Raw genomic sequence first — 26,855 nt, forward strand, 5'->3', positions numbered from 1 at the left:
GTGGACTCATGCATTTCGTCCGTTACCAGTCGTCCGACGGGCGGCCGGTCGTCGGCGTACGGAGCGGTGACACGGTGGCACCGCTCGAGGGAATTGCCAGCATGGCCGAGCTGTTGCGGCTTCCGCTCGCCGACCTGGAGGCGGCCGCCGGCAAGACCGGTACGGCGATCTCCGTCGACGGGCTGAAGTGGTTGCCGCCGATCGACGGACGGGGTGAGGTCTGGTGCGCGGGTGTCACCTACGAGCGTTCGCGGGGCGCTCGGATGGAGGAGAGCACCGAGGAATCCGTCTACGACAAGGTCTATACCGCGGACCGGCCGGAGCTGTTCCAGAAGGCGCCGGCCTGGCGGGTCGTCACGGACGGCGAGCCGGTCGGGATTCGCGTCGACTCGGGTCACGACGTCCCGGAGCCGGAGCTCGCGGTCGTCGCCAACAGCCATGGCGAGATCGTCGGCTACACGATCTGCAACGACATGAGCTCGCGCTCGATCGAAGGCGAGAACCCGCTGTACGTCCCGCAGGCCAAGCTGTTCGCCGGCGGTTGCGCGCTCGCCACCGGAATCCGGCCGGTCTGGCAGGTCGCGAACGCGAAAGAACTGACGGTCGGCCTGGTGATCCGCCGCGGCGGCGACGACATCTTCACCGAGACGACCTCGACCGCCAAGCTGGTCCGCGAACTGCAGGACCTGATCGATGTGCTCTTCGTGCCGAACGACTTCCCGGACGGTGTGATCCTGGCGACGGGCACCGGAATCGTGCCTGAATTTGCCCTCCGGTTACAGGAGGGTGATGTCATCACCATCACCATCGACCAGCTCGGAACCTTGACGAACACCGTGGCCACCGGCCGGGAACCCTTTGCGTTCCTGGCTGAACAGAACTTTGAGGAGAAGCGATGACCGCCGACACCACACCCGCCGAGCTCGAGCAGGCCCTGGCAGCGGCCGCCGGCGCCGCGACCGCGCTCGGGTCCGCGGAGCCCGCCGTACGTGCCGGGTGGATTCGCGCCGCGGCGGATGCCCTGGATGCTGCGGCGGATGAGCTGGTGCCGATCGCGATCCGGGAGACGTCGCTGCCGGAGGCGCGGCTGCGGGGCGAGGTCGGGCGGAGCACCGGGCAGCTGCGGATGTTTGCGGATGCGCTGGTCGAGGGCTCGTCGCTCGAGGTGATCATCGATACTGCTGACGCGGCCGCCAAGCCGGTGCCGCGACCGGATCTGCGCCGGGTGCTGGTGCCACTCGGACCTGTTCTGGTCTTCGCAGCAAGCAACTTCCCGTTCGCCTTCAGCGTTTGTGGTGGCGACACCGCGTCCGCGCTGGCGGCCGGGTGCCCGGTGATCGTGAAGGCACATCCGGGTCACCCGGAGCTGTCGGTGCGGACAGCCTCCGTGATGATCGAGGCGCTGCGGGCCGCTGGTGCGCCGGATGGATCGCTGGGGTTGATCCAGGGGTTCGACGTCGGTGTGGTGGCGCTGAAGGATCCGCGGATCACGGCGGCCGGCTTCACCGGTTCGGTGCCGGCAGGCAAGGCGCTGCACGAGATCGCGGTGACGCGGCCGGAGCCGATCCCGTTCTACGGCGAGCTCGGCAGCCTGAACCCGGTCTTCGTCACCCAGGCCGCGATCGATGCCCGCGGCAAGGACATCGCGACTGGGTACGTCGGTTCCTTCACACTCGGCGTCGGTCAGTTCTGCACCAAGCCCGGGTTGCTGTTCGTGCCGACCGGTCACGGTCTGCAGGAGCAACTGGTCGAAGCCGCGGAAGGGGTCGCTGCCGCGACCATGCTGAACGAGCGGATCAAGGACACGTTCGACTCCGGCCTTGACCGGCTCGGCAAGATCGATGGCGTCCGGGTCTGGGCGTCTGGTGCCGCAACCTTGTTGCAGACAACGGTTTCCGAGCTGCTAGCGCGCCGGGACGAGATCCTCGAGGAGTGCTTCGGCCCGGTGTCGATCGTCGTCGAGTACGACGGTTTGGACGAGCTCCGGGCCGCCGTCGAAGCATTCGACGGCAACCTCACCGCGACTCTGCACGCCGAGGACTCCGACGAGGCGTTGGCGACTGAGCTGTTGCCGTTGCTGACTGCGAAGGCCGGCCGGGTGCTGTGGAACGGTTGGCCCACCGGCGTCGCCGTCTCCTGGGCTCAGCACCACGGCGGTCCGTTCCCCTCGACGGTCGGCTCGATCCACACCAGCGTCGGAGTGACGGCGGCTCGCCGGTTCCAGCGGCCGGTTGCTTACCAGGATGCGCCTGATGCGGTGCTGCCCGCGGTACTGCGGGATGCCAATCCGCTCGGGATCACACGCAGGATCAACGGTGTGGTGACCACCGGGGAGGTGGAACGATGAGCGACGACGAGGGCCTGCCCCCGACCGCCGATCCGCGGGAGTCCGGCGTACCGGCGGATCCTGGTGGCGTGCCGACGCCCGAGAAGGCCGGCGTGCCTTCGGGGGAGTCCGGCCTGCGCAGTTATGAGCACTGGTTCGGCGAAGAGGGGCGCAACGGGTTCATCCACCGCTCGTGGATGCGGGCGCAGGGCTTCTCCGAGGAGGTGTTCGACGGACGGCCGGTGATCGGGATCTGCAACACCTGGTCCGAGCTGACGCCCTGCAACGCGCACCTGCGCCGGTTGGCGGAGTCGGTGAAGCGTGGGGTGTGGCAGGCCGGCGGGTTCCCGCTGGAGTTCCCGGTGATGTCGCTCGGTGAGACGATGCTGCGGCCGACCGCGATGCTGTTCCGCAACCTGCTCAGCATGGACGTCGAGGAGTCGCTGCGCGGCAACCCGATCGACGGAACCGTCCTTCTCACCGGCTGCGACAAGACCACGCCCGGCTCAATCATGGGCGCAGCCAGCGTCGACCTACCCACCCTGGTGGTGACCGGCGGACCGATGCTGAACGGGAAGTTCCGCGGCTGCGACATCGGCTCCGGTACGGCGGTCTGGCGGTTCACGCAGGATCGGAACGCCGGTCGGATGACCGAGGAGGACTACGCCGCCGCGGAGTCGGGCATGTCCCGGAGCAACGGTCACTGCATGACGATGGGGACGGCGTCCACGATGGCCTGCATGGCCGAGGCGCTCGGGCTCCAGCTGACCGGCTCAGCCGCGATCCCCGCCGTCGACTCCCGGCGGTATTCGCTGGCACAGCACGCTGGTCGGCGGATCGTGGAGATGGTGCACGAGGACCTCAAGCCCTCCGACATCCTGACCCGTGACGCGTTCGCCAACGCGGTCCGGGCGAACGCCGCGATCGGTGGCTCGACGAACGCCGTCATCCACCTGCTCGCGATCGCCGGCCGGGTCGGCGTCGACCTCTCGCTCGACGACATGGACGAGTGGGCGCGTGGCGTACCGTGGCTCGCTGACCTGCAGCCGTCCGGGCAGTACCTGATGGAGGACTTCTACTACGCCGGCGGTCTGCCGGCCGTCCTTCGCGAAATCCTGCCGTTGCTCAAGGCGGATGCGATCACGGTGACCGGCCGGACCATGGGCGAGAACGTCGCCAACGCCGAGCGGATCGACTGGTCCGGTCAGGAAGGGCGACCAGGTGCGGCCGTCATCCGCCCGGTCGGGAATCCGCTCGGGAGCGGCGCAGGAACCGCCGTACTGAAGGGGAATCTGGCGCCGGACGGTGCCGTGGTCAAGCAGTCTGCCGCGTCCGAGCGGCTGCTGCAGCATCGCGGCAAGGCTTTGGTCTTCAGCAGCATCGAGGAGTACGACCTGGCGGTCGACGATCCGGATCTCGAGGTCGACGAGGACACCGTGCTCGTCCTGCAGAACTCGGGTCCGCGCGGCTATCCGGGGATGCCGGAGGTCGGCAACATGACGATCCCGCGCAAACTCGCCGAGATCGGCGTCGACGACATGGTGCGGATCTCGGACGCGCGCATGAGCGGTACGGCGTACGGGACCGTCGTACTGCATGTCACGCCGGAGGCTGCGGTCGGCGGACCGCTCGCGTTGGTGCGGACCGGAGACTGGATCGAGCTGGATGTTCCGGCGCGGCGACTGCACCTCGACGTGTCGGATGAGGAGCTGGAGAAGCGGCGGGCCGATTGGCAGCCGCCGGCGCCGCCGACGGACCGCGGCTGGGCCCGCCTGTACGTCGACCACGTCACGCAGGCGAACAAGGGCTGCGACCTCGACTTCCTGGTGGGCCGCACCGGCTCCGCGGTCGCTCGGCAGAGTCACTAATGAGTGGCTGGGGACCGTTCGAGGCCGTCCGGGGACTACGCCCGGACGGTGTGATCCCGCAGGTCACGCCGATTCGCCGGCTGCTGCCCGACCTGCCGGCCGCGTCCGATCCGGCGGTTGCCACCCACGCCGCCTTGGAGCCGCTGCGAGCGCAGATCAAGCCGGCCGCGCGGATTGCGGTGACCGCGGGCAGCCGTGGGATCCACGACCTGGTTCCGGTGGTGAGAGCGGCCGTCGAGTGGCTGTTGGCCGCGGGGGCCGCGCCGTTCGTCGTACCGGCGATGGGCTCGCATGGCGGTGCGACGGCTGACGGGCAACGCGAGATGCTGGCCGGTCTCGGGATCACGCCAGCGAGTGTCGGTTGCCCGATCGAGGCGACCATGGAGACCGTCGTCGTCGGCAAGCTGGACGACGGTACGCCGGTTCATCACGACGCGATCGCCGCTGCCGCGGACGGCGTGCTGGTGATCAACCGGGTCAAGCCACACACGGACTTCCACGGGCCGATCGAGAGCGGGCTGGCGAAGATCCTCGCGATCGGCCTCGGGAATCATGCGGGCGCGGCTGCACTCCACGCCGGCGGGATCCCTTCGCTCGGCGGCAACATCGAGACAGCGGCACGCACGGTCGTTGCTGAGGGCAAGATCCTCGGCGGACTGGCGATTCTGGAGAATGCGCTGGAGCACACCGCGGCGGTCGAGTTCGTCCCAGCCGACGGGATCGCCGGTGCGGCCGAGCACGCCTTGTTGCAGCGGGCCGGCAGTCTGCTCGGGCGGTTGCCGTTCGACGAGCTGGACGTCTTGGTGGTGGACGAGCTGGGCAAGGACAAGTCCGGCGCCGGCATGGACACCAATGTGATCGGGCGCTGCTGGGTGCACGGCATCCCCGAGTTCGAGTCGCCGACGATCGCTGCGATCAGCGTGCACGCGCTGTCGGAGGCGTCCCACGGGAACGCATCTGGACTGGGGCTGGCAGATGTGATGCCGGCTTCGCTGCTGGAGCAGATCGACCTGCGGGCCAGCTACGTGAATGCGTTGACCTCGGGCGCCGGGGGAGCGCGCCGGTCGCGGCTGCCGATGGTGATGGAAGACGACGAGGCGGCGGTCCTCGCGGCGATCACGATGTGCGGCCGACGCGACTGGTCTGAGCTGCGGCTGGCGCGGATCAAGGACACATTGTCTCCGCACGAGTTGCTGGTCACACCCGCTCTGCTGGCCGAGGCCGGTGATCGGTTCGACCTGGAGATCACCGGTGCTGCCGGTGACCTCACGGTCGAGGGGAAGCTTGCACCATGGTGACTCTTCGCGAGGCGCATGCCCTGTTGGCCGACCGCGGCTTCCGCGCCGGCGGCCCGTCCACGGCCACGTTCGCCGACGGTACGCCGTACAAGGTGGAGATCCCTTCGTGCGAGGGGCCACGGGTGATGGCGGCGGTGCTCGAGGAGGCGGCCACGCGCGGGGTGAAGGTCGATCGGGTCTCACAGGGCAGCGGCGTAATGATGCTGACCGATGCCGAGATCGAGGAGATGCTGTCGCTCGGGGTGTCCGCCGGGGTCGAGGTGTGTCTGTTCCTCGGGCCTCGCGCCGCCTGGGACATCGGCGGGCAGGCCAAAGTCTCGGCGGCCGTCGCAGGCGTTGCGCGCGGCAACGAGATGGTCGCCGCGTCGCTATGTGATGCGTTTCGGGCGGTTGAGTTGGGCGTGCGGAGCCTGCTGGTCGGGGATCTCGGCGTACTGGAGCTGCTGGGGCAGCTCAAGGTCGACGGATCGTTGCCTGCTGAGCTGGTGCTGAAGACCTCGGTGCTGATGCCGTTGCCCAATGCACCGACTGCACGGCTGTACGAGCGGCTGGGGGCGACGAGCCTGAACGTGTCGACGGATCTTCCGGTGCCGGTGCTGGCGGAGATCCGGTCGGTGACCTCGGTGCCGATCGACATGTACATCGAGGTGCCGGACGACCAGGGCGGGCACGTGCGGTTCTACGACGTACCGGAGATCGTGAAGGTGGCTGCGCCGGTGTATCTGAAGATGGGGTTGCGGAACGCGCCGAACATCTACCCGGTTGGCGCGCACCTGGCCGCGACCGCGGAGGCGTTGGGGCGTGAGCGGGTGCGCCGTGCAGAGTTGATCCTGCGACTGCTGGCCGAACAGGATGAGACCTTATGAGTGACTTGCTGATCGACCGTCTGCGCTCGGCGCTGGGGGACAACGCGGTCGTTGACGATGCCGACGTACTGGACTCGCATCGGAACGACCACGCGACCTTCTGCACGGCCGGCGTACCGCGGGCGCTCGTGCGGCCGTCGACCACGGCTGAGGTGTCGTCGGTGCTGAAGATCGCGTCGGAGTTCGGCGTACCGGTGGTGACGCAGGGAGCGCGGACCGGGCTGTCCGGGGCGGCGAACGCGACCGACGGTTGCCTGCTGCTGTCGACTGCGCGGATGAACCGGATCCTGGAGATCTCGGCCGAGGACCAGGTCGCGGTGGTGCAACCCGGTGTGGTGAACGCAGAGCTGTCCCGCGCCGTCCTTGAGCAGGGGTTGTTCTATCCGCCGGACCCGTCGTCGTGGGAGATGTCCACGATCGGCGGGAACATCGCGACCAACGCTGGTGGACTGTGCTGTGTGAAGTACGGCGTGACGTCGGACTTCGTGCGGGGATTGGAGGTTGTGCTCGCGTCGGGTGAGATCGTCCGGACCGGCCGGCGCGCGGCGAAGGGCGTCGCGGGGTATGACCTGACGCGGCTGATCGTGGGTTCCGAAGGGACGCTGGGCGTGGTCACCGAGGCGACGCTCACGCTGCGACCCGCACCTGAGGCGGCGCTGACCGCTGCGGCCACGTTCCTGTCCATCGAGGACGGGATTGCTGCGGCTGCTGCGGTGATGGCGTCCGGTCTGCGTCCATCGCTGCTGGAGTTCCTCGATGGGCCGACGGCGCGTGCGATCCAGGACTATCGAGACATGGGCTTGCCGGCGAACGTCGGGTCGCTGCTGATCGCGCAGTCCGACCGCGGTCCCCGGGCCGCCGAGGACGTCGCGCGGATCGCCGCGATCTGTACAGCGCACGGCGCGGTCGAGGTCGCCGAGGCGTCGGATGCCGAGGAATCCCGGATGCTGCTCGAAGCCCGGCGCCTGGTCAACCCGGCGTTGGAGCCGCTCGGTATCACACTGATCGACGACGTCTCGGTCCCGCGGTCGAAGCTGGTCGCGTTGCTGCGCGGTATCGCCGAGATCGGGACCAAGTACGACGTACTGATTTGTTGCCCTGGGCATGTTGGTGACGGAAACATGCACCCCACGGTGGTGTTCGAGCGCGATGATCCGGCGGCTGAGGCGCGAGCGCTGGAGGCGTTCGGGGCGGTGATGGAGCTCGGGCTCGCGCTCGGTGGGACCATCACGGGTGAGCACGGGATCGGCACGCTGAAGGCGCGCTGGCTCGAGGACGAGCTGGGGCCGGTCAGCCTCGACCTGCATCGACGCGTCAAGCAGGCCTTCGACCCGGCCGGTCTGCTGAACCCGGGCAAGGTGCTGCTGTAGATGGATGCCTCGGCTGTGCGACCGTCTGAACGCCAACTTGCTTGGCAGCAACAAGAATTGACCGCGTTCGTCCACTTCGGTGTGAACACCTTCACGGATCTGGAGTGGGGGACCGGGCTGGACGACCCGGCCGTCTTCGACCCGCAGGACCTGTCGTGCGACCAGTGGGTGCGGGTGCTGGTGGAGGCCGGGTTCAAGAGCGTGATCCTGACGGCCAAGCACCACGACGGCTTCTGCCTGTGGCCGACCCGCTATACAACGCACACTATCGCCGCAAGCCCATCCGGGCGCGACGTGATGGCGGAGTTGTCCGCTGCTTGTGCTGAGCATGGGTTGGGGTTGGGCTTCTACCTCTCGCCCGCAGATCTGTATCAGGAGAAGGCGCCCGGCGGGTACTACGGCAACGAGAGTCCAGTGGTTGCCTCGGAGATCCAACCCGGGTTCACCTACGAGGTCGACGACTACAACCGGTACTACCTGAACCAGTTGTACGAGCTGCTCACGCAGTACGGGCCGATCGTGGAGGTCTGGCTGGACGGGGCGAACCCGACCAGTACGGCGCAGGAGTACGCCTTCGACGCGTGGTTCGACCTGATCCGGCGATTGGCGCCCTCGGCAACGATCGCCGTCGGTGGACCGGACGTGCGGTGGGTCGGCAACGAAGACGGATTCGCTCGAGAGACGGAGTGGAGCGTCATACCGTTTGCCGGCGGGCGGATGGTCGCTGCGGAGACTGCACCGGAGCTTGCCGGTCCTGCGGAATTGGCCGCGGCCGACGAACTGCGCTGGTATCCAGCTGAGGTCGACGTGTCCATCCGGCCGGGCTGGTTCTACCACGCGGCCGAGGACAACGCGGTGAAGTCGGTCCCCGAGCTCCTCGACATCTACCGCAAGTCGGTCGGCCGGAACGCCGTACTGCTGCTGAACATCCCGCCGGATCGGTACGGCCGGTTCGCCGATCCCGACGTACAGGCGCTGTCTGCTTTTGGGGCGGCGGTGCGGTCGTACTACGGAACGGCTGTTGAGCTACCGGGTTCGTTCAACGTGGTGAGCCTGCGTGAGGACATCGCTAACGGCCAGCAGGTCGAGTCCTTCGCCGTCGACGCGTTGATCGATGGCTCGTGGTCCGAGGTCGCTACCGGCACCACCATCGGCCACCGCCGCCTCATCCCCTTGAAGCGTTCGGTGACCGCCGACGCCGTACAGGTCCGTCTCCTCGCGACCCGAGCCCCCTCGCCGACCGTCACCCTCACCGTCCACCACGACCCGACCATCGCCTAAGTCCCCCTGCCCGGAGTCGAACCAGGAACCGAGCCTTCGGAGAGCCCGGCGTACATCCCTTACCAGAGGGGTCGGCGCCGCCCTCCACCTGAAGGGCGGCGCCTCGCTCTTACTCATCAACCGAGACGACCCGCATCCAGTCGGAGCACTCGCCCTCGCACCAGACGTGATCACCACGGTGTGCCAACCGATCCCGCTGCACATGCCCACACGCCAGCAGCACCCGCCGCAACGCATGCCCCTGACTGACCGGAGAACCGGTCCGCCCTCCAGGCACTCGCTTCCTGTTCCTGAGTCCCGCCATAGCCGGTCCTCCTCTCTGTTTGTCGGAGTGCAGGAGGCGGGATTCGAACCCGCTCAGCCCGAAGGCACCGGGGTTACAACCCGGCCCACCTCTCCATCGGTGGCGCTCCTACTCGTTGTGCCAACGCAGCGCAGACGGGACTCGAACCCGCACACTCCGCGGTGAAAACGCGGCGACTCTCCCCATTCGTCCACTGCGCCCTACGTACCCCGTACCGGATTCGAACCGGCGATCTCCCGGCTGAGAACCGGACGTCCTACCCACTAGACCAACGGGGCGCATCCCGTACCGAAGAACGGGTAGTGCTCCTCCCCCAAGCGCCCATCCCGACTCACCGCCTGGGGTGCGTTCGGGGGCACGATGACCTCTACCCGTCCGACGGTACGCACCGAGGGCGAGAGATTCCGTTTCGCCAGGTTGTGCGCGATCCTGGGCCGATGAAATGGTTCCGGCGCAGGAAGAAGCGCGCACCCGACGACGAACGGCAGTCGCAAGCACGCCCACGCCAGAACGAGGTCAAGGACCTGCGCGCCCGACTGACCAGCGACGGATACACCCTCAAGCACTGAGCCTCCGGCAGCCTGCCGTCTACAGGAAAGCTGCCCGCACCTTCGTCATCAAGGCGAACACACCGACAGCAGCTAACCGCAACTGCCCAGCTGAGTACCGAGCAGCACGCCTACCTTCTATCGTTCCTCCGCTGAGTATTCCGCGGCTTCCTTGGCAGGCTTGAGCAGTAGGACTAACCGAGGAGTCCCCTGGCCAGAGCCGAACTGAGGCCGTAGGGTCGCCGGACGACACCAGCGGGATCACAGCTAGGGAGGGCTGCCCGCGCCAGTCGAGGAAGACCGGCCCGGTCAGGTGGGCGGTCCTAAGGGGAGGATTCCAATGAGTGAAGAGACGGCTCCGCAGGTACTGCGGCGCATTTGGCTTGCCTGTCAGGAACTGCTGGCAGAGTCCAGCGGTGCGCAAATCACCAGCTACGAGGTTGCCAAACGGGTCGATCTGGACCACCCGTTGGTTGTTGAGGGGCTTCGGACGATGGACTACTACTTGTTCATGCAGCCCTTCGACGCTTCAGACGGCCACGAGGCCCATGTTGGGGTACTGGGACTGGATCAGGAGTATGAGGTGCACTAGCGGCCCGCCGTGTCCATAGTCGTGGTCGCCCCCTGTGTAGGTACCTGCAATTCGAGCAGGCCAGCACAGGGGGTACGACGGTTAGACCAACCCAGCGAGGCTAGACCGCGTCAGACTTCAGTTTGGGCGGCGCCGGCCAGAGTCCCTTGTGTACAAGGCCTCTGGCCTTGTCCTGCGCGGTGAGAGTGAGATTCGAACTCACGGGCCGGCCGGAGCCGACCGACGGTTTAGCAAACCGCTGCCCCTGCCTACAGGCGGACCTCACCTCGGTGAGTAGCCCGCCGCCTCCCCTGACGACGGCGGACCCCCACCTGTGGACAACTTCACTGCGGCACGCTGCTCAACTTGTACGCTTAGTACAGAGGAAGCAGCGCACGCACGCCGCCCGATCACCCCTTCACACAGATGACCTGCTTGAGGTGGGCGACGACCTCGACCAGGTCGGACTGGGCGGCGATGACCGACTCGATGTCCTTGTAGGCCGCCGGCAGTTCGTCGAGCACGCCGGCGTCCTTGCGGGACTCGACCCCGGCCGTCTGAGCGATCAGGTCGTCGACCGTGAACCGGCGCTTCGCCTCGTTGCGGCTCATCCGCCGGCCTGCCCCGTGTGAGGCCGAGTAGAAGGACCGCTCCGAGCCGAGCCCGCGGACGACGTACGAGCCCGTCCCCATCGACCCCGGGATCAGTCCGAGATCACCGGCGCCGGCCCGGATCGCACCCTTGCGGGTGACGAGCAGGTCCAGGCCGTCGATCTTCTCCTCGGCGACATAGTTGTGGTGGCACGAGATCGGCTCGTCGAACCGGATCTCCTGCTCGAACGAGTCACGGACCGCCTGCATCACGAGCGCCAGCATCGTCGCGCGGTTGCGGGACGCGTACTGCTGGGCCCAGGTCAGGTCCCGCCGGTACGCCGTCATCTGCGGCGTACCGGACAGGAACACGGCGAGATCGAGGTCCGGCAGATCCGCGTTGTGCGGAAGCTGCCGGGCGATCGACATATGCCGTTCCGCGAGCTCCTTGCCGATGTTGCGGCTCCCGGAATGCAGCATCAGCCACACGCGGTCCTCGTCGTCGAGGCAAACCTCGATGAAGTGGTTGCCGCCACCCAGCGACCCCATCTGCAGCTGTGCCTTCCGCTCACGCTGGTGCACGCCCTTGTGCAGCTCGTTGAACGATCCCCACAGCCGGTCCCACCCCCGCGGGTCCAGCCCGAGCCGCCGGATGCTCACCGGCTCGTCGTGCGACCGAAACCCCACCGGCACGGCGGCCTCGATCCGGGACCGGATCCCGGACAGGTCGTCCGGGAGGTCGGCCGCCGTCAGCGACGTGAGCACACCCTCCATCCCGCAGCCGATGTCGACCCCGACCGCGGCCGGCGACACCGCCTGGTTCATGGCGATGACGGATCCCACCGTCGCACCCTTACCCAGGTGCACATCCGGCATCACCCGGACACCGTGCACCCACGGCAGCGCGGCAATGTTCCGCAGCTGCTGCAGCGCTTGCGCGCCTACCTCGTACTCATGAGCCCACATGAGCGTAGAGCTCTTCGCTCCGCTCAGCTCAACTGGAAACTCCACGTTCATCCCCTCACTCCTCGTCGTCGGCTTACCAGTCCCAGGCACGCGCGATGCTGCGGATCATCACCTCACCCTGTTCGTGTCGATGCCGGTGCCGGACGCACCGGAACGCTGCCAGGGCAGGGCTCGAACCTGCGGGACCTCGGGTCAGAACCGAGGGTGGGTCACCGTCGCCCACCTGGCATCGCGCTCCAACGCGACACCGGGTGGTGTCACGTCAGAGCGATATCTCCGCACGCGAGGGAATCCACGGCTGCCACAACAGCGGCATACCGGCTTCCTCGGGCGTGCGTGAGCCCTTCTTCTCGTTACACGACGCATGCGCGGCCACAGCGTTCAGCCACTCACCACGTCCACCACGGGACCGCGGTACGACGTGGTCCATCGTGGTCGCACCCTTCAGGCCGCAGTACGCGCACGTGTGCTTGTCACGCTTCAGTACGCCGGCCCGCGTGTACTGGAGCCGTCCGGAGGCGTAGCGCCACTTGGTGACGACGTACCGGACGAGCCGGAGCACCCGGGGGAGGGGAAACGGTCCGATGCTGGCGCCGTCATGTGCTTCCTCGACGACGGCTACTTCGCGCACGAGCATCCGGATGGCGTGCTGGATCGACACGACATGCAGCTGCTCGTACGAGGCGTTGAGAACGATCACACCGCTCATGTGCTTCCTCCTCCCTTCCAGTGTGCCCGACCAGGCCAGACGAGGTCGGGTGAAATTGGTGTCGGTGCGGCCCCAGGGAGTCGAACCCTGAACCTCCTGGTCCTAAGCCAGGTGCCTCTGCCAGTTGGGCCAGAGCCGCAAGTACTACGGTGCGTGCTGGTACGACGCACAGAGGGTGTCCGGCGGGGCTCGAACCCGCTTCCCCCGGGGCCACATCCCGGTGCCTCGCCCACTTCGACCTCGGACACAGCACGCTCGGCAGGACTCGAACCTGCAACCTCCTGCTTCGTAGGCAGGCGCTCTCTCCACTTGAGCCACGAGCGTTCGAGCGCCCTGCGCGGGATGTCGTGCGGATTTCCCGCGCAGGGCACGTCTTGGGGCGCCCGCTCGGCCGGTAGCAAGCATGCTGCGGGCGCCTGGTCCAGCTGGAGGGACTCGAACCCCCGGTCTCCCTCAACCCAAATGAGGTGGCCTGGCCACTGGCCCACAGCTGGCAAACACATGTAATTGTCAATTGTTCGTATCGGGCATTCGTAAATGCCGAAAGAATGCATCGGTGGAGGGGATCGAACCCTCATGACGCGGGTTTGGAGTCCGGTCCGCAAACCATTGCACACCGACGATGACCCGTTTCCGGGCAAAGAAAAAGAGCCGCCTTGCCGGTTACCCGGCCCAGACGGCTCCTGAGGTGTCTCCCTCGCGGGATCACCCAGGCGGACCGCCCGAACGCAGGCTCTGCTCACTGCCGAGTTCGTGATAGAAGGCATCGATACGCACAGTTCGCAGGCACGACAGCAAAGCCACGCGGCCGGGCCGCCAAGCTTTCGTCGCGTTCTGCATCCTGGTCACGATCGTCTCCTAGTCAGTAGTCCTTGCGGGCAATAGTCTCACCCGAACCCATCCCCCGCGTCAACGCATTTCCCACACAATTTCTTCCCGACCCATTTCCCAGCCCCGCAACCTGGTGCACGGCCCAGTCATTTCGCGGCCCGATTCATGGTCGACGGGTGCTCAAGGTCGGACCAGCCCGCAACCTCGTGCACGGTTCAGCCATCTAGGAGGGCGGATTGTGGTCGGTGCGTGCCCAAGGTCGCCCCCGCCGGCCGCACCGTGCCGCACCCCACACCCCGCTTCCCGGATCCGATTCGAACTCACCCCCATCTGCCCGCTACACTCTTGCCTCGGTACCACCCGCCGCCTTAGCTCAGTCGGCAGAGCGTCTCACTCGTAATGAGAAGGTCGTCGGTTCGATTCCGACAGGCGGCTCCACCAGAGTCCCCAGGTCAGAAGCTACTTTCTGAGTCTGGGGACTCTGTCGTTTGGGTGGCGGAGCCGTTTGAGGCCCCCGAGAGATTCCCGGTGGGGTGGCCCGTCAGATGGGGTCGAATGCGGATGCGAGAGCGACCGAGAGGCAGTGGTAGTGCTGCATGAGGGGGCCGGTGAGCGTCGGGTCAGGCTCCATGGCGGAGCATAGGCCTTTCGCGGTGTCCTCGATTCGGTCGTCGCGATCGGGGTGCTTCCGCTTGTTTCTGCGGTCGAACGATCGCCAGCGCCGCCAGGCGACATCGAGGACCGTCGCGTGGCTGCCGGGGTCGGCTAGCGGGCAGCCCTCGCTCCACAACTTCGCGAGGGCTGCCATCGCCGTGGTGCGCGTGGTGTCGTCCACAGCCGGAGCATTACATGGCTGGACGGACAGCTCCGCGGGTCAGTTGTTGGTTGAGGTGGCGCGGGCGAGCTGGGTCCGGGTGGTGGAGCGCCCGGCGCGGCCGTTCTTGAGCAGGGGGATGAGCGGCAGGACGATGACCACGCTCACGATCGCGAGCATCAGCCCGATCGGGAAAGAGAAGTTGAACTCCCAGATGAGGGCGAGGCCGTAGCCCAGCGGCCAGCCCAGGGTGGCGAGGAGCTTCTCACCGCGAGTCCAGCGGTCGGAGGTCCACAGCAGCCAGACGCCGACCAGCCAGCCGATCGCCAGGGCGAAGGGCCCGATGAGCAGCAGCGCTACCGCGGCGAAGTCTCGGAGGCGAAAGCGCGGCGGCACCTCGACCTGGACCAGGCCGTCCGTCGATGCGGCGACGATGTCGGCGGGATCGCCGAGCCGCTGCAGGACCGCGCGTACGTCGTCGTCCGAGGTCGCCCCTTCGGCGCGCGCCTCTGCGATGTGCGTCGTCATGTCGGCGATGAGCTCGGTACGGCGGTCCGCCGGCAACGCCTCGGCGGCCGTGGCCAGCTCCTTCAGGTACGCCTCGACCAGCTGGTCAGCGCTCATTTCGTTTCTCCGTCTCTGGGTTCCTGGAGGAGGATTTTGTGGACTACCATGCGAGACAAGGTATCTGTCAACGCACGTGAGTGCAACCGCGATCGCCGGATCGAGCCGGGTGCGGATCGGGCATCGTTGGGCGGGTGACTGTCGACGAGTTGGCCGAAGAGGTGGGCCGAGAGCTCTTCCAGCGGACCTGTACGACGGCCTGGGCCACCGCCGCGCATGAGGGTCGCCGAACCAAAGTGACCTGGCCGGATGACGAGTCCGCCGTACCGCATGAGCTGTCCGACCTGATCGACGGCGACGCGGCCCTCGGGTTCGCGCTCTACCGCGTGATGCCGTGTTACGCCGTACTGATGTACGTCGGCTTCGAGCCGCACGACGAGGCGTTCTGGACAGAGGTCCGCTCGCTACTCGACCACGCCGACGACCGGCTCGCCGTACCAATGGCGTACTGGCTCTGGTGCGGCCCGCTGGAGGCGCACGCGGAGGTCGCGGATGCCTGGCGACAGATCACCGCTGGTGCCGGAGCACTCCGGCTGCGCAGGCTGCTCGACATCTCCGGGCCAGTGCCGTGGGAACTCAAAGAGCCGCTACTCGAACACCTCTCGAAGCAGACCGACTGGCACGAGCCAGTACTCGCCGCCCTGGAGGCCGCAGCCTCCGACTACTTCGGCCAGCTCGACCACCCCGCAGCCCGCCGCCTCCTCAACACCCTCGCCCTGCCACCCCACCGCACCAAGCCCCTGCACGACAAGCTCCGCGGATCTGGGCCTTAGTCGTCGTCTTCTTCTACTCGGAAGGAGTCGAGGGCTCGTTCGCGGAGCATGTCCAGTTGGATGGTGAGGACGCCGATGACCTCTTCGACGTTCATGCCTTCGGTTTCGCGGAAGGCCCAGCTGGGGTGGCCTTCGGCGTCGAGGCATTTGACCAGGACGATGCCTTCCAGGGCGGTCCACCCCGGGAGCAGTTCGGGCACTTGGAAGCCGTCGCCCAGGACCTGGCCGATCGGTTGTCCGTAGTCGGTAGACATGGGGCGCATGGTGTCAGGTGAACGGGGTTGGGTGCCAGCAGGCTCAGGTTGGGAGGGGGGCTGTGGTCCAGGCCCAGCTGGTGTTGGTTTGGGTGAAGGTCCAGTGGAGGGGGGTGCCGGTTTGGAGGTAGGCGACGGCTGGGACTGAGAGGGGTGGGTAGGGGAGGCGGGTGAGGAGGGTGACGGCCTCGGTGGGTGGGAACCAGCGGGCCTCGAGGATGGCGCCGTCGGGGTCGTCTGTGGCGAGGGTGTTGTCTTTTACGGTGGTGGCGTAGTTCCAGGCGTTGGAGATGATCTGGCCGTCGATGACTACGGTGGCCAGCCAGATGAGCTGTAGGGCGCTCTCCGGGGCCTTCAGGCCGGTCTCCTCGAGGAGCTCTCGGGCTGAGCCGGCGGAGGGGGTTTCGCCTTCTTCCACGGTTCCGCTGGGGGGACTCCAGTACGGCGCGTCCCACGTGTCGTACTGCTCGCGGACCAGGGCCACCTGTCCGTCGTAGATCGCGATCACGCCGCCGTACCGTCGTACCCGGTCAGTCATGGGAGCAGGGTATCGATTCCGGAAGGGGAGCGTCCGGAACGGGGATTACGGTGCTGGGCATGAGTCAGACACCGTGGGAACCGCCGTTGGCGGGGAGTGAGGTCGAGCAGGTGCTGGGGGCGTTGGATCGGCTGCGGGCGACGTTCCGATACAAGGTGGACGGGCTGGATGCCGCTGGGCTGCAGGTGCGCATCGGGGCGTCGAGTATGACGTTGGGCGGGCTGCTGAAGCATCTGGCGGCCAATGAGGACTACATGTTCAACGTAAAGCTCAGAGGGCTGCCGATGGGGGAGCCGTGGGCCAGCAACGGGTGGAACGACAACAACGACTGGGAGTTCGACTCGGCGGTCGATGACTCGCCTGAGGAGCTGTATGCGTTGTGGGACGGCGCTGTGGAGCGTTCGCGGGAGCGGACGGCTGCGGCGTTGGCGGAGGGCGGGATGGAGCGACCTGCGCACATCAGCTGGCCGGACGGGCGGCACCCGAGCTTGCGGCGGCTGCTGTGCGACCTGATCGAGGAGTACGGACGCCACACCGGCCACGCCGACCTGATCCGGGAGGCGGTCGACGGACGGGTCGGCGAGGACCCGCCTGCCGGCTGGCGGCCGGCGGCGTCAGTCCAGTAGTCCAGCCCGTCGCGTAGGAGCAGCCTACGCGCGCCGCAATGTCCCGTCAGGTGAAATAGCGACGGTGGTCCGCGTTGCGCCTACCTGCAGGTGCAGGAGTGTCTGACCGGCCTGCTGGCTTGTGGTGTAGCTGACGGCAGCACTGGTCTGAGCCGGCACGATGACCGAGAGGATCGAGGCACTGCGCCCAGACCGGGTGAAACCGACCACTGGTGCGGCGCTGCGCTTGTCGATCGTCCGGTACTGCCAGCTCGACGTCACGCGGGCCGCCTGCACCGATGAGCCGTACGGGACCTGCAGGAGCACTGTCTTCACCGAATCACCAGGCCGCTGCGCCACGACCGAGCCCGCGCCGTACGGCGTCACCCGCTGTCCCGCAGGCAAGTGCCACAACGTCTCGTACGACCGCCGTACGGTAGACGTCCCGCGGTCGAGTATCACCATCAGATCCGGGTCCTTGAGCACCAGTACGCCGCGCGTCCGCCCCGCATCGTGGAGCTCATAGAACTCCGACGTCGCCTGCACCACTGACCGCGTCAGCTGAGTCGCCGACGCACTAGCTCCCGACACCGTCATCACGTTGTGCGCGGTCTGCCCCCTGGCCCACCGCTGTGCTGCATCACCCTGGTAGCCCGCGTGGCCGCCGTCAACCAGCACGTCACGGCCCAGCGCGGTGTACGTGATCGACATGTGGTCGTCGTGCCCGTGCAACCGCCGTACCGGCCCAAACCTGATGCTGTACGTCGATTCCGCGCCGAAGGGCCGTTCCATACCCCACCCGGTTCGCCCGAACACGTAGCCGGCGGCATAGATCCCGACCCGCTGCGTCGGCGCGATCCCACGCTTCCCCAGCGTCCCGGCGTACTCGAGCGGCGTACCAGCAACCGGCACCGTCCGCACAACCTCAGAGTCCCCCAGCTGATGCAGGTACCCGAGTGAGTTCGTCGCCAGCGCCAGCCAGGTCGCCAACTGCTGCCGCCGTGCCTTGATGGTCGGACTGGCGTCAACCCCACACTTCCCGAGTACGTCGATCGCCCGTCCCCACAGCGAGTAGTTGTACTGCGCATAGGCGGTCGACTGCTCATTGGTCGACCCTTGTGCGTCGATCGCCGTCTTGATCCCCGCGGTGAGCCGCTCGGCCGCAGTCCGTTTCAGGTCCGCACGTCCCAACGTGCAACCGACTCCGAACAGCGCGAGGCTCTCCTCGGTGCCATGGTTCCAGTCACCACTCCAGTTCCGCTGCAGGAACTGCGCGTGCTGCACCAGCGCGGTGTCGATCCACCTGTACGCCGGTGGCAACCGCGTGACCCGTAGTCCGGACAGCACGGCCTGCCGCAAGCAGATGAGCACGTTGGTCCGGTGCATCGTCGACTCGGTGGCACCTGCGTCGTCTGCCCACGGGTACGGGTTGTCGCGGACCCAGTCGTGCGCGATCGCGTCAACGCGTTGCAGCGCTCGCTTGTCGCCCCTACCTGCCGCGCGGACGCCTTGGCCGAGCCAGCGCAGCGAATGCAGCCACATGTACCAGCTGGGGTTGTCAGCCGGGTTGAGGCGCCAGTTCACGTCCCCGTGTCCATCACCGACCCGGTACGGCGGTGTGGTCCCCCAAGCGAATGCGTCCCGGTAGAGGTTCTGCACGGGGTTCGGCCGCTCGATCCCGGAGTACGTCGCACAGGTGTAGGTGTTGCGCTGGACAGGAGCCACGGGAGCAGACTGAGGCAGGTCCATCCGCACAGGTCGAGCAGACGGCTCAGAGACTCGGTCCGGAACCACCACAGACCCGACCACCACCGCAGCAGCGACCACCACAGCCACCTGGCGCGACCGCGGTCCGGACACTACTCCGAGCTTTCCAGTGCCTGCGCGATCAGCGCGTTCCGTGCCTTCTGCCCGGCCGGCTGCGTGGTGTGGATCCCGTCCCGCAGGTAGGTCCGCACCTGCCCGGTCCGCGCCGACAGGAACTCCGACCACCGCACCACGTGCAGATTCCGGTGCCGCACGGCCGCCTGGTCCAGCGCGTGGTTGATCAGCTCACTGTTGGCCCGGTCAGCCGACTGCACCGCCGCCGACATGTCGAACCGGTTGGCGTGCACGTTCACCCAGTACACCGTCCGGCGAGGTCCGGCGATCTTCATCGCCTGCTCCACCTCGGTAGCGAACGCTGACGGCTCGAAGATGTCGTTGGTCCCGACCGCCATCACGATCCGGTCCGGCAGCCCGTACTTGCGGGACCACTCCGCCAGCGCGTCCACCGCGGCAGACGCAGGCTGTCCCGACCAGTCGTGCACGGCGACCGGCGTACCGGTCTGAGCAGCCACCAGCTGCTCCAGCGCCGGCCCGTCCTGTACGGCGATGCTGTCGCCGAACATGAACACCCCGTCACCGCGGACCGTCGCCCGGATCTTCGCGACACTCGAAATCCGGCGGCTCAGGTTCTCCCACGGCCCCAGCCGCCCCGAGCCGGAGCGTCCCGGCTCGGTGGGCCGCGTCACCGGCGGTTGATTCACCGTCGTCGGCGCGACTGACGGTCGCGGCGGCTTCACCGGCCCGGGCGTCGGCGTACGGTCGTCTACGCCCGACGCGGCCACATTCACCAGCGGCTGCTCCGCCTCGGCCCCGGCCTGCACCACGGCCATCACCGAACCACCCAGCACCGCCACTGCGGTCAACGCCCCACTGAGCGCCATCCACCGGCCGGTAATGAGCCTCCACGGACCGACGAACAGCTCGCGGCCCGCATCCCGACGACTCAACCCGCCCTCCACAGCTCAAGCTTCCGACCGCCCTAACTTACCCCGCCAGGGCGGCCGGAAGCCCCACGAGCTCAGGACATCCGCACCAACGACCCGCCGCCGGTGACGCCGAACGACACCTTGGTGCCGTCGACCGTGAGGTCCACGACATACGTCGTACCGGACATGCGGGTCTTGTAGGTGACCTGGCCGTTGGCGCGGACCGGGACGATCAGGGAGAGGATGGTGGCGGACTTGCCGGAGCGGCCGAAGATGACCGTGGGGGCCGCCTTGCGGGTGGTGATGTGCGGGAAGTGCCAGCCCTGGATGGGGTTGGTCTGGCCGGTCTTGACCTGGGTGGCTCCGGCCGGTAGTGCACCCTTGTAGGGCAGCTGGATGAGGACGGTGCGGGTGTTGTCGCCGGTCGCCTTGGCTACGGCGGCTCCTCGTCCCGAGACGGTCGCACGCTGGTCGGAGGGCAGGTGCCAGAGGGTCTGGAACTGCTGTGCCGTCTTGGCTGTGGCGCGGTCGAGGGTGACGACCACGTCCGGCTTGCTGAGGACCAGGACAGCGCGCGTGCGGCTGACACCGGCTGCGGGAGCGTCGCTCATCTCGTAGAAGTCCGCACCGGCGCGCACCGAGGAACGAGTGAGCTTGGTGATCGGGTTCGTGTCGGCGAGCTTCGGGGTCGTCATCACGTTGTTCGCGGACGGGCCGACGAGCCAGGCCCGCCAGGCGGCGTTGGAGTAGCCGGCGTAGCCGGTGCCGACGAGGATGTCGCGGCCGCGCGCCTGGTAGGTGATGGACGTGTGGTCGCTGTGCCCGTGCAGGACGCGCTTGGGCCCGAAGCGCAGGCTGTACGCCGATTCGCTCGTGTACGGCGTGGTCGCGGAACCCCAGCCGGAGCGGCCGAAGACGTAGCCGGCCGAGTAGATCTTGACCCGGTCCTTGGGAGGCGTGCCTGTCTTGCCCAGGCTGGCGGCGTACTCGATCGGCGTACCGGGGATGTTGCTGGTCTTCACGTACTCGGTGTCGCCGATCTGCTGGATCGTGCCGAGCGGCGTGGTGGCGTGCGCGATGAACGTTGCCAGCAAGGCACGACGCGCGCTGATCGTCTTGCCCGGGTCGACGCCGCAGTCCTGCAGCGCCTTGGCGGCGCGGCCCCAGAGGCTGTAGTTGAACTGCGCATAGCCGGTGGACTGCTCGTTGGTCGCACCCTGCGCGTCGATCGAAGTGGTGATTGCCTTGTTCAACCGATCATGCGCGGTCTTCCTGTAGGTCGCGTTGTTGAGCGTGCAGCCGACACCGAAGAGAGCGATGCTCTCGTCAGTGCCGTGGTTGCCCTGACCACCCCAGTTGGCGGTCATGAACTTGGCATGGTTGATCAGCGCCGTGTCCAGCCACGCATACGAGGCCGGCAGCTTGGTGACCTTGAGGTTGGTCAGCACGGCCTGACGGAGGCAGATCAGCACGTTGGTGCGGTGCATGGTCGCCTCGTGGGCGGCCGGGTTCGCCTTCCAGGAGTACGGGTTGTCCTTCACCCAGTCCTTGGCGATCGCGGTCACGTGGGCGAGCGCGGCCTTGTCGCCGTTGCTCGCCGCGGTGATGCCCTGGCCGATCCAACGCAGCGAGTGCAGCCACATGTACCAGCTGGGATTCTTGTACGGGTTGGCCTTCCAGTTGATGTTGCCCTTCCCGTCACCGACCTTGGTCGCCTTGAACTTGCTCCAGATGAAGGTGTCCTTCATCACCGCGCTGAGCGGTACGGCGTCGTCGATCGTGCTGTATCCGGGGCAGGCATAGCCCCCCACGACCACCGCCGTGGCGGGAGTGGGGGCGAGAAAGCCAGCCACTCCTGCCGTCGCGAGCGCAAGCGAAACCACACGTCCGAGCACTGATGTCCCCTAGCCCCAAGCTGCACCCCAGCAGCAACCCAAACTTCTTGACATCCATGACGATGCTCGGTTCGCCGGATAAGTTGTGAGTTGCTTCAGGCAAGCAGTGGGATCCGGATCAGGCGCTCCGTTCGGCCTCGCTGCGCTCGACGCAGAACTCGTTCTGCTCGGGGTCGAGCATGGTGACCCAGCCGGGGCCCTCGGGGGTGCGGTGGTCCTCGTGGATGCTCGCGCCGAACTCCTGCAGCCGCTCGACCTCTTCGTCGCGGGTGCGCTCGGTCGGTACCCAGTCGATGTGCACCCGGTTCTTCACCGTCTTCGACTCCGGGACCCGGATGAACAGCAGCCCCGGCACCGGCGCGGGCGCCACCACCAGTACCTCGTCGTCCCCGGGCTGGTCGCCCTCGCCCAGCGGCCAGCCGGTCGTGGTGCTCCAGAACTGCGCGAGCTGGTAGGGGTTCTCGGCATCGATCGTGATGTGTCGCAAGATCATGGCCAGACTTTAGCCGCGAACCCAGGGCGTCCGGCCGGTGACGCAATGGGGTTGGTCGGGCTGGAGGCTCGCGGACTGTCGGTAGCCGGGTCTAGGGTGCCGAACAGGGTGGTTTCAGCCACGTGTTTCCAGGCAGGGGGAGATCTGAATGGCGTCTCGGTTGAATCCGTACATCCAGTTCGACGGGAGTGCGCGCGAGGCTCTGGAGTTCTACCAGAGCGTGTTCGGTGGTGAGCTGACGACGAGCACCTTCGGCGAGTTCGGGGCCGGTCACGGCGGCGGCGACGACAACAAGCTCATGCACGGCCAGTTGGAGACCCCGAGCGGGTACACGCTGATGGCCTCGGACACTCCGCAGGGGATGCCCTACAACCCCGGCGAGAACGTCATGGTCAGCCTCAGTGGCGACGACGGCGATCTGCGCGAGCACTTCGCGAAGCTGTCCGAGGGCGGCAAGGTGACCGTCCCGCTGGAGAAGCAGATGTGGGGCGACGAGTTCGGCCAGCTCATCGATCGGTTCGGCGTCAGCTGGCTGGTCAACATCAGCGGTCGCTAGTCGCGGCTCAACAGGACTCGGCCCCTCGGCGACTCAGCCCCCGAGGGGCCGTGACCGTTGGTACATCAGGGAGCACGGTTGGCGGAGGACGGCGTACGGGTTGTTGACGGCCGTTGGGTCGAGCTCTGGGACGGCGGGGAGCCTGCCGGTGCTCCGGTGATGTTCCTGGCCGGCTGCCCGGATACGCGGCATGCGGCGTTTGCGGGTGATGAGGCGGCTCGGGGGCTCGGCGTACGGCTCGTCGCGATCAACCGGCCCGGGTACGGGCGGTCGACCAGTCAGGCGTCCACCCATGCCTCGGTGGCCGACGACGTCGTCGCCGTGGCGGACGCCCTGGGGATCGGACGGTTCGCGGTGGCGGGGATGTCGATCGGAGGCCCGTACGCCGTTGCCTGCGCGGCCCGGCATCCCGACCGCGTGACCGCGTTGGGGGTGCTGGCGAGTCCCGCGAGCGTTCCGGAGCTGGACCCGCCGTACCACCGCGATGACCTCGGCCCGGATCAACAGACGTTCTTCAACCAGCTCGCCCACATCACGCCGGAACAAGCCGTCGAGCAGATACGTCCCGACTTCCTGACCTACGTCGCCCAGCTCGACCCCAGTGACCCGGACGACACTGCCCTGGTACGGCGCTTCCTGGCCGAACTGGGCCCGGTGGACGCAGAGGTGCTGCGCCGGGCGTCCGGCGAGGTCAACGGCTACCGGCTTGGTTCGGACCAGGCAATCGCTGCCGCCATCCGCGAAGCCTTGGTCAACCCGGACGGCTACCTGCGGGATGCCGCAATCTCCTTCCGTGCCTGGGACTTCCGCCCCGAGGACGTTCGTTGCCCAACGCATCTTTGGTACGGCGACCTGGACACGAACGCCTCGGTGCGTAACGGCTATTGGCTGGCTGACCGAATCCCGGGAGCCAAGCTCGTCGTCCACCCGCAGACGACGCATCTCGCCGTACTGCAGAAGCATTGGCCAGCAGTGTTAGCCAGCCTCGCGGAGAGCAGTCGCTGACCGGATGAGTGACGCGACCGCCTGGGAACGGCTCGACGGCCGCCAGGCGATCACGGTGGTGACGTCCGGTGCGTCGATGACGGGTACGGCGACGTGGTCGGGCCATTGCCAGGCACGGCTGGAGGCCGGGATGACGAGCAGCGTCTTGCCGAGCGCGACCAACTGCGCCAGCTGCGATTGCGTGTGCACCTCCGGACCAGGTCCGTCCAGGTAGGTCCCGTCGAGCTCGGGCCACCGGGCGATGGGCAGGTCCGGCACGTTGCTGACCTCGGCCAGCGTGAGCTTCTCGCGGGCCGCGAGCGGATGCTTCGCGGGCAGAATCGCGACCTGGCCCTCGGTGTGGAGCTCTTCGGTGTCGAAGCCGGCGAGATCGTCGTATGGGCGGTGCAGGATCGCTACGTCGGCGCTTCCGTCGCGCAGCAGTCCAGCCTGTTCGCTCACCTCGCAGAGCAAGATCTCGATGCAGTCCTGGCCTACGAGGTCGAGGAGTCGCTTGAGCAGGTCGTGAGACGCGCCGGACTTCGTGACCAGGATCAACGGCCGCTGCGGATCCGCGGCCCGCCTGGTCCGCCGAACGGCGGCGGCGACTGCATCGAGGGCGGCCCTGGCCTCGACGAGCAGCACGTCGCCCGCGTCGGTGAGCGAGACACCACGGCGGTTCCGGGTGAGCAGTTCGACGCCGAGCCGATGCTCCAGTTGGCGGATGGCTCGCGACAACGGTGGCTGGGCGATCCCGAGGCGCTCGGCCGCGCGGCCGAAATGCAGCTCTTCGGCGACCGCGACGAAGTACCGGAGTTCGCGGGTCTCGAGATCGTCCACCCCTGCAGCCTACGCGCTGTGATACCGGTGAGGTATCACAGCGAAGCCGATCGGTCTTGGACGGTGAGCGTGGGTCGCGCCAACGATGGATGGTGTGAATGACACCAAGACTGCGCTGGTCACCGGCGCGAACAAGGGAATCGGCTTCGCCATCGCCCAGGGACTCGGAGCGCTCGGCTTCCGGGTCGCGGTCGGCGCCCGCGACGACGTCCGGCGGAAGGAGGCCGTCGACAAGCTGCAGGCGGCGGGTATCGACGCGTTCGGTGTCGGCCTCGACGTGACCTCCGACGAGAGCGTCGCGGCGGCGGTGCAGGCCGTCGAGGAGACCGCCGGGCGGCTCGACGTGCTCGTCAACAACGCCGGTATCGCCGGCCCGATCGACGACGGGGCTCAGGACCCGACGACGCTCGACCTGGAGGTGCTCCGCACGGTGCTCGACACCAACGTCTTCGGGGTGGTCCGGGTGACGAACGCGATGCTCCCGCTGCTTCGTCGCGCGGACTCGCCGCGCATCGTCAACATGTCGAGCACCATGGGCTCGCTGACCCTGCAGGCCGGTCCGATCCTCGCTGCCTACGCCCCGTCGAAGTCGATGCTGAACAGCATCACGGCCGTGTACGCACGCCAGTTCGACGGCACCAAGGTCATCGTGAACGCCGCCTGCCCCGGCTACGTCGCGACGGACTTCAACGGCTTCGACGGGTCGCGAAGCCCGGAGGAGGGAGCTGCGACCCCGATCAGGTTGGCGACATTGCCGGACGACGGACCGCGCGGTGGCTTCTTCGACGACGCCGGGCCGGTGCCCTGGTAGGCGGAAAATCAGGTTCGCCGCAGTAGGTCGCCGGGCTAGCTTGAGGACATGGGACACAACGACGTGCTGCGCGACCCCATCCGGCACAACAACTGGGCGACGAAGAGCCTGATCAGGTTCTGCCGGGATCAGGGCCTGACGGCCGAGCAGCTCGAGGCGACCGGTGTCGGGACGTACGGCGGCATCGTGGCGACGCTCGATCACATCGTGCGGTGCGACGGGAGCTACCTGCGCCGGATCGCCGACCGGCCGCTCGACTTCGTCGACAGTGAGGCGACCCCGGACTTCGACCTGCTGGAGCAGTGGAACGACGAGGCCGGGGTGCTGTGGGAGGAGTTCCTCGACAGCCCGATCGATCCGGAGCGGGTGCTGAGCGTCGACAACAACACCCGGGGGTCGCGGGTCGGGATCTTCATCGCGCAGGCGATCAATCACGCCAACCACCACCGCGAGCAGGTGTGCGCGATCCTGACCGGTCTCGGCATCGAGCCGCCGGACATCCAGGCCTGGGAGTACGCCTGGGAAACCGAACGCATCTGGGACCTTCCAGCCAGCTGACGCAGTCCCCCAGCAAGCCGACGCGGCGCTCGCGGGCAGCCGCTCGGGTGGATTCGGGCAGCGCGGCCGACGGGCTTCGGTGCCCTGGTGTGCGCCCGTTCGCCACTGGGGCGGCGCTCGACGTGATGTGAGGGTGAGGTTGTGCCGGTGCTGGGGAACGTGCACCGATCGGCGGAACGCCAATCCTTACGATCACAGTTGGAGTCTCGATGAACAGGAAGTTGCTTGCAGCAACGAAATTTGCCCTCGTGGTGGTGGCCGGATCGGTAGCCGTCACCGGCCCGGCGCTGGCGTCGCCGGCCGCCCCGGTCGCTGCGGTCGTGCAGCCGTCCGCGGGGACGTTCCGGCCGGCGGTGGACAGCATGTTCTGGCAGTCCGACTCGGACTCACATGCCGGCGACTGCACCATGTTCCGTGGCGCGGGCTGGACCCTGCGATCGGACGGTTCGATGTCGTTCGACGGCGTTGTCACGAGTAGCGACGACGGTGATGTCTGGCTCATGCGGGTCCGCGTCCTCGACCGGAGCGGTGCCGAACTCGGCTGGGTGACCAACGCGACCCAGCAGACGCCGGACCCGGCCACGTTCGCCAAGAACATGCCGAGCAGCTCCGACCAGTACCACTGGCTGGCGACAGGCTTCTTCCCCGCCGGGTGGTACGGCCTGATCGGATCGATCGAGATTCACAACCACTGCTGACGAGTAACGCTTCGGCCCCGGACCGCTCAGGTCCGGGGCCTGTCGCGCGGTGCGAGCTACGCTGAAAATGCGCGGATCGCTCGAGTTCACTGAGTCCGGCCCGGAAACACCCCGCCGGTGGCATCGACCCG

Annotated in this window: 27 protein-coding genes and 11 tRNA genes; 17 read left to right on the forward strand and 21 right to left on the reverse strand. The window is 67.5% G+C overall.

Annotated elements, in window-relative coordinates; genetic code table 11:
* The first annotated feature begins 8 nt into the window (after positions 1 to 8).
* The 7 genes from ACIA49_RS07605 to ACIA49_RS07635 are packed head-to-tail and all read left to right on the forward strand — an operon-like array spanning position 9 to position 9,009.
* The gene (locus ACIA49_RS07605; RefSeq protein ID WP_396376308.1) at positions 9 to 899 is read left to right on the forward strand and encodes a fumarylacetoacetate hydrolase family protein; all 891 of its coding nucleotides are present in this window, start codon (positions 9 to 11) and stop codon (positions 897 to 899) included.
* The gene (locus ACIA49_RS07610; RefSeq protein ID WP_396376309.1) at positions 896 to 2,347 is read left to right on the forward strand and encodes an aldehyde dehydrogenase (NADP(+)); all 1,452 of its coding nucleotides are present in this window, start codon (positions 896 to 898) and stop codon (positions 2,345 to 2,347) included. The genes ACIA49_RS07605 and ACIA49_RS07610 overlap by 4 nt, the downstream gene beginning before the upstream one ends.
* On the forward strand, positions 2,344 to 4,194 hold the full coding sequence (locus ACIA49_RS07615) for an IlvD/Edd family dehydratase (RefSeq protein ID WP_396376310.1): 1,851 nt from the start codon (positions 2,344 to 2,346) through the stop codon (positions 4,192 to 4,194). The genes ACIA49_RS07610 and ACIA49_RS07615 overlap by 4 nt, the downstream gene beginning before the upstream one ends.
* On the forward strand, positions 4,194 to 5,492 hold the full coding sequence (locus ACIA49_RS07620; RefSeq protein ID WP_396376311.1) for a DUF2088 domain-containing protein: 1,299 nt from the start codon (positions 4,194 to 4,196) through the stop codon (positions 5,490 to 5,492). The genes ACIA49_RS07615 and ACIA49_RS07620 overlap by 1 nt, the downstream gene beginning before the upstream one ends.
* On the forward strand, positions 5,486 to 6,358 hold the full coding sequence (locus tag ACIA49_RS07625) for a U32 family peptidase (RefSeq protein ID WP_396376312.1): 873 nt from the start codon (positions 5,486 to 5,488) through the stop codon (positions 6,356 to 6,358). The genes ACIA49_RS07620 and ACIA49_RS07625 overlap by 7 nt, the downstream gene beginning before the upstream one ends.
* A complete protein-coding gene (locus ACIA49_RS07630) occupies positions 6,355 to 7,728 on the forward strand; it encodes an FAD-binding oxidoreductase (RefSeq protein WP_396376313.1) in 1,374 nt (457 codons plus the stop codon). The genes ACIA49_RS07625 and ACIA49_RS07630 overlap by 4 nt, the downstream gene beginning before the upstream one ends.
* Complete coding sequence (locus tag ACIA49_RS07635) at positions 7,729 to 9,009, forward strand: alpha-L-fucosidase (protein ID WP_396376314.1); 1,281 nt, start codon at positions 7,729 to 7,731, stop codon at positions 9,007 to 9,009. It abuts the gene before it with no gap.
* A 332-nt stretch (positions 9,010 to 9,341) separates the two neighbouring features.
* Here the strand turns inward: ACIA49_RS07635 and ACIA49_RS07640 are convergent.
* The 3 genes from ACIA49_RS07640 to ACIA49_RS07650 form a co-directional block, all read right to left on the reverse strand.
* Positions 9,342 to 9,425: transfer RNA gene (locus tag ACIA49_RS07640), tRNA-Tyr, on the reverse strand.
* A 14-nt stretch (positions 9,426 to 9,439) separates the two neighbouring features.
* Positions 9,440 to 9,513 (reverse strand) — tRNA-Glu (locus tag ACIA49_RS07645).
* Between the two features lie 5 nt (positions 9,514 to 9,518).
* Positions 9,519 to 9,591: transfer RNA gene (locus tag ACIA49_RS07650), tRNA-Glu, on the reverse strand.
* 159 nt (positions 9,592 to 9,750) lie between these two features.
* On the opposite strand from ACIA49_RS07650, the gene ACIA49_RS07655 reads away from it, so the two are divergent.
* Positions 9,751 to 9,882: a hypothetical protein gene (locus ACIA49_RS07655; RefSeq protein ID WP_396376315.1), complete on the forward strand. Its 132-nt coding sequence runs from the start codon at positions 9,751 to 9,753 to the stop codon at positions 9,880 to 9,882.
* 319 nt (positions 9,883 to 10,201) lie between these two features.
* Positions 10,202 to 10,453 (forward strand): hypothetical protein, encoded by a 252-nt coding sequence (locus ACIA49_RS07660; RefSeq protein WP_396376316.1) that lies wholly within the window; start codon positions 10,202 to 10,204, stop codon positions 10,451 to 10,453.
* Positions 10,454 to 10,630: 177 nt separating this feature from the next.
* On the opposite strand, the gene ACIA49_RS07665 is transcribed toward ACIA49_RS07660, so the two are convergent.
* The 9 genes from ACIA49_RS07665 to ACIA49_RS07705 form a co-directional block, all read right to left on the reverse strand.
* Positions 10,631 to 10,719: transfer RNA gene (locus ACIA49_RS07665), tRNA-Ser, on the reverse strand.
* 123 nt (positions 10,720 to 10,842) lie between these two features.
* Entirely contained in the window at positions 10,843 to 12,039 is a 1,197-nt protein-coding gene (locus tag ACIA49_RS07670; protein WP_396376317.1) for an RtcB family protein, read from the reverse strand.
* Between the two features lie 105 nt (positions 12,040 to 12,144).
* Positions 12,145 to 12,217 (reverse strand) — tRNA-Gln (locus ACIA49_RS07675).
* Positions 12,218 to 12,250: 33 nt separating this feature from the next.
* On the reverse strand, positions 12,251 to 12,697 hold the full coding sequence (locus tag ACIA49_RS07680; protein WP_391540940.1) for an HNH endonuclease: 447 nt from the start codon (positions 12,695 to 12,697) through the stop codon (positions 12,251 to 12,253).
* 65 nt (positions 12,698 to 12,762) lie between these two features.
* Positions 12,763 to 12,836: transfer RNA gene (locus ACIA49_RS07685), tRNA-Leu, on the reverse strand.
* A 35-nt stretch (positions 12,837 to 12,871) separates the two neighbouring features.
* Positions 12,872 to 12,945: transfer RNA gene (locus ACIA49_RS07690), tRNA-His, on the reverse strand.
* 2 nt (positions 12,946 to 12,947) lie between these two features.
* Positions 12,948 to 13,021, reverse strand: a tRNA-Arg gene (locus tag ACIA49_RS07695).
* 93 nt (positions 13,022 to 13,114) lie between these two features.
* A tRNA-Pro gene (locus ACIA49_RS07700) sits at positions 13,115 to 13,191 on the reverse strand.
* Between the two features lie 57 nt (positions 13,192 to 13,248).
* Positions 13,249 to 13,318, reverse strand: a tRNA-Trp gene (locus ACIA49_RS07705).
* Between the two features lie 572 nt (positions 13,319 to 13,890).
* On the opposite strand from ACIA49_RS07705, the gene ACIA49_RS07710 reads away from it, so the two are divergent.
* Positions 13,891 to 13,966, forward strand: a tRNA-Thr gene (locus ACIA49_RS07710).
* A 103-nt stretch (positions 13,967 to 14,069) separates the two neighbouring features.
* Here ACIA49_RS07710 and ACIA49_RS07715 read toward each other — a convergent pair.
* Together ACIA49_RS07715 and ACIA49_RS07720 are read right to left on the reverse strand one after the other, a co-directional pair.
* On the reverse strand, positions 14,070 to 14,363 hold the full coding sequence (locus ACIA49_RS07715; protein ID WP_396376318.1) for a hypothetical protein: 294 nt from the start codon (positions 14,361 to 14,363) through the stop codon (positions 14,070 to 14,072).
* Positions 14,364 to 14,402: 39 nt separating this feature from the next.
* Positions 14,403 to 14,966, reverse strand: a complete 564-nt coding sequence (locus ACIA49_RS07720) for an HAAS signaling domain-containing protein (RefSeq protein WP_396376319.1) — start codon at positions 14,964 to 14,966, stop codon at positions 14,403 to 14,405.
* 134 nt (positions 14,967 to 15,100) lie between these two features.
* Between ACIA49_RS07720 and ACIA49_RS07725 the strand changes: the two genes are divergently transcribed.
* Positions 15,101 to 15,739: a hypothetical protein gene (locus ACIA49_RS07725; RefSeq protein WP_396376320.1), complete on the forward strand. Its 639-nt coding sequence runs from the start codon at positions 15,101 to 15,103 to the stop codon at positions 15,737 to 15,739.
* On the opposite strand, the gene ACIA49_RS07730 is transcribed toward ACIA49_RS07725, so the two are convergent.
* Both ACIA49_RS07730 and ACIA49_RS07735 read right to left on the reverse strand, forming a co-directional pair.
* Positions 15,736 to 15,993 carry a hypothetical protein gene (locus tag ACIA49_RS07730; protein WP_391540947.1) on the reverse strand — a complete coding sequence of 86 codons (258 nt, stop codon included), beginning with the start codon at positions 15,991 to 15,993 and terminating at the stop codon, positions 15,736 to 15,738. The two genes, ACIA49_RS07725 and ACIA49_RS07730, sit on opposite strands and share 4 nt — an antisense overlap.
* A gap of 43 nt (positions 15,994 to 16,036) precedes the next feature.
* Complete coding sequence (locus ACIA49_RS07735) at positions 16,037 to 16,531, reverse strand: NUDIX hydrolase (RefSeq protein WP_396376321.1); 495 nt, start codon at positions 16,529 to 16,531, stop codon at positions 16,037 to 16,039.
* A 59-nt stretch (positions 16,532 to 16,590) separates the two neighbouring features.
* Between ACIA49_RS07735 and ACIA49_RS07740 the strand changes: the two genes are divergently transcribed.
* A complete protein-coding gene (locus tag ACIA49_RS07740) occupies positions 16,591 to 17,157 on the forward strand; it encodes a DUF664 domain-containing protein (RefSeq protein WP_396376322.1) in 567 nt (188 codons plus the stop codon).
* Between the two features lie 24 nt (positions 17,158 to 17,181).
* Here the strand turns inward: ACIA49_RS07740 and ACIA49_RS07745 are convergent, their stop codons facing one another.
* The 4 genes from ACIA49_RS07745 to ACIA49_RS07760 all read right to left on the reverse strand — a co-directional run bounded on the left by ACIA49_RS07745 (position 17,182) and on the right by ACIA49_RS07760 (position 22,277).
* Positions 17,182 to 18,861 carry a heparinase II/III family protein gene (locus ACIA49_RS07745; RefSeq protein WP_396376323.1) on the reverse strand — a complete coding sequence of 560 codons (1,680 nt, stop codon included), beginning with the start codon at positions 18,859 to 18,861 and terminating at the stop codon, positions 17,182 to 17,184.
* Positions 18,862 to 18,995: 134 nt separating this feature from the next.
* Positions 18,996 to 19,910: a hypothetical protein gene (locus ACIA49_RS07750; RefSeq protein ID WP_396376324.1), complete on the reverse strand. Its 915-nt coding sequence runs from the start codon at positions 19,908 to 19,910 to the stop codon at positions 18,996 to 18,998.
* A gap of 71 nt (positions 19,911 to 19,981) precedes the next feature.
* Positions 19,982 to 21,772 (reverse strand): heparinase II/III family protein, encoded by a 1,791-nt coding sequence (locus tag ACIA49_RS07755; RefSeq protein WP_396376325.1) that lies wholly within the window; start codon positions 21,770 to 21,772, stop codon positions 19,982 to 19,984.
* A gap of 130 nt (positions 21,773 to 21,902) precedes the next feature.
* Positions 21,903 to 22,277 (reverse strand): VOC family protein, encoded by a 375-nt coding sequence (locus ACIA49_RS07760; RefSeq protein WP_396376326.1) that lies wholly within the window; start codon positions 22,275 to 22,277, stop codon positions 21,903 to 21,905.
* A 148-nt stretch (positions 22,278 to 22,425) separates the two neighbouring features.
* On the opposite strand from ACIA49_RS07760, the gene ACIA49_RS07765 reads away from it, so the two are divergent.
* Complete coding sequence (locus ACIA49_RS07765) at positions 22,426 to 22,833, forward strand: VOC family protein (RefSeq protein ID WP_396376327.1); 408 nt, start codon at positions 22,426 to 22,428, stop codon at positions 22,831 to 22,833.
* A gap of 78 nt (positions 22,834 to 22,911) precedes the next feature.
* Positions 22,912 to 23,838, forward strand: a complete 927-nt coding sequence (locus ACIA49_RS07770; RefSeq protein ID WP_396376328.1) for an alpha/beta fold hydrolase — start codon at positions 22,912 to 22,914, stop codon at positions 23,836 to 23,838.
* Here ACIA49_RS07770 and ACIA49_RS07775 read toward each other — a convergent pair.
* Positions 23,809 to 24,657: a LysR family transcriptional regulator gene (locus ACIA49_RS07775; protein WP_396376329.1), complete on the reverse strand. Its 849-nt coding sequence runs from the start codon at positions 24,655 to 24,657 to the stop codon at positions 23,809 to 23,811. The genes ACIA49_RS07770 and ACIA49_RS07775 overlap by 30 nt on opposite strands.
* Before the next feature lie 85 nt (positions 24,658 to 24,742).
* On the opposite strand from ACIA49_RS07775, the gene ACIA49_RS07780 reads away from it, so the two are divergent.
* The 3 genes from ACIA49_RS07780 to ACIA49_RS07790 all read left to right on the forward strand — a co-directional run bounded on the left by ACIA49_RS07780 (position 24,743) and on the right by ACIA49_RS07790 (position 26,724).
* Positions 24,743 to 25,468 carry an SDR family oxidoreductase gene (locus ACIA49_RS07780; RefSeq protein ID WP_396376330.1) on the forward strand — a complete coding sequence of 242 codons (726 nt, stop codon included), beginning with the start codon at positions 24,743 to 24,745 and terminating at the stop codon, positions 25,466 to 25,468.
* A gap of 48 nt (positions 25,469 to 25,516) precedes the next feature.
* The gene (locus ACIA49_RS07785) at positions 25,517 to 26,026 is read left to right on the forward strand and encodes a DinB family protein (RefSeq protein WP_396376331.1); all 510 of its coding nucleotides are present in this window, start codon (positions 25,517 to 25,519) and stop codon (positions 26,024 to 26,026) included.
* A gap of 209 nt (positions 26,027 to 26,235) precedes the next feature.
* On the forward strand, positions 26,236 to 26,724 hold the full coding sequence (locus ACIA49_RS07790; protein ID WP_396376332.1) for a DUF6294 family protein: 489 nt from the start codon (positions 26,236 to 26,238) through the stop codon (positions 26,722 to 26,724).
* The last annotated feature ends 131 nt before the right edge of the window (positions 26,725 to 26,855 follow it).

Source organism: Kribbella sp. NPDC051587, from assembly GCF_044453945.1.
Classification (GTDB): Bacteria; Actinomycetota; Actinomycetes; order Propionibacteriales; family Kribbellaceae; genus Kribbella.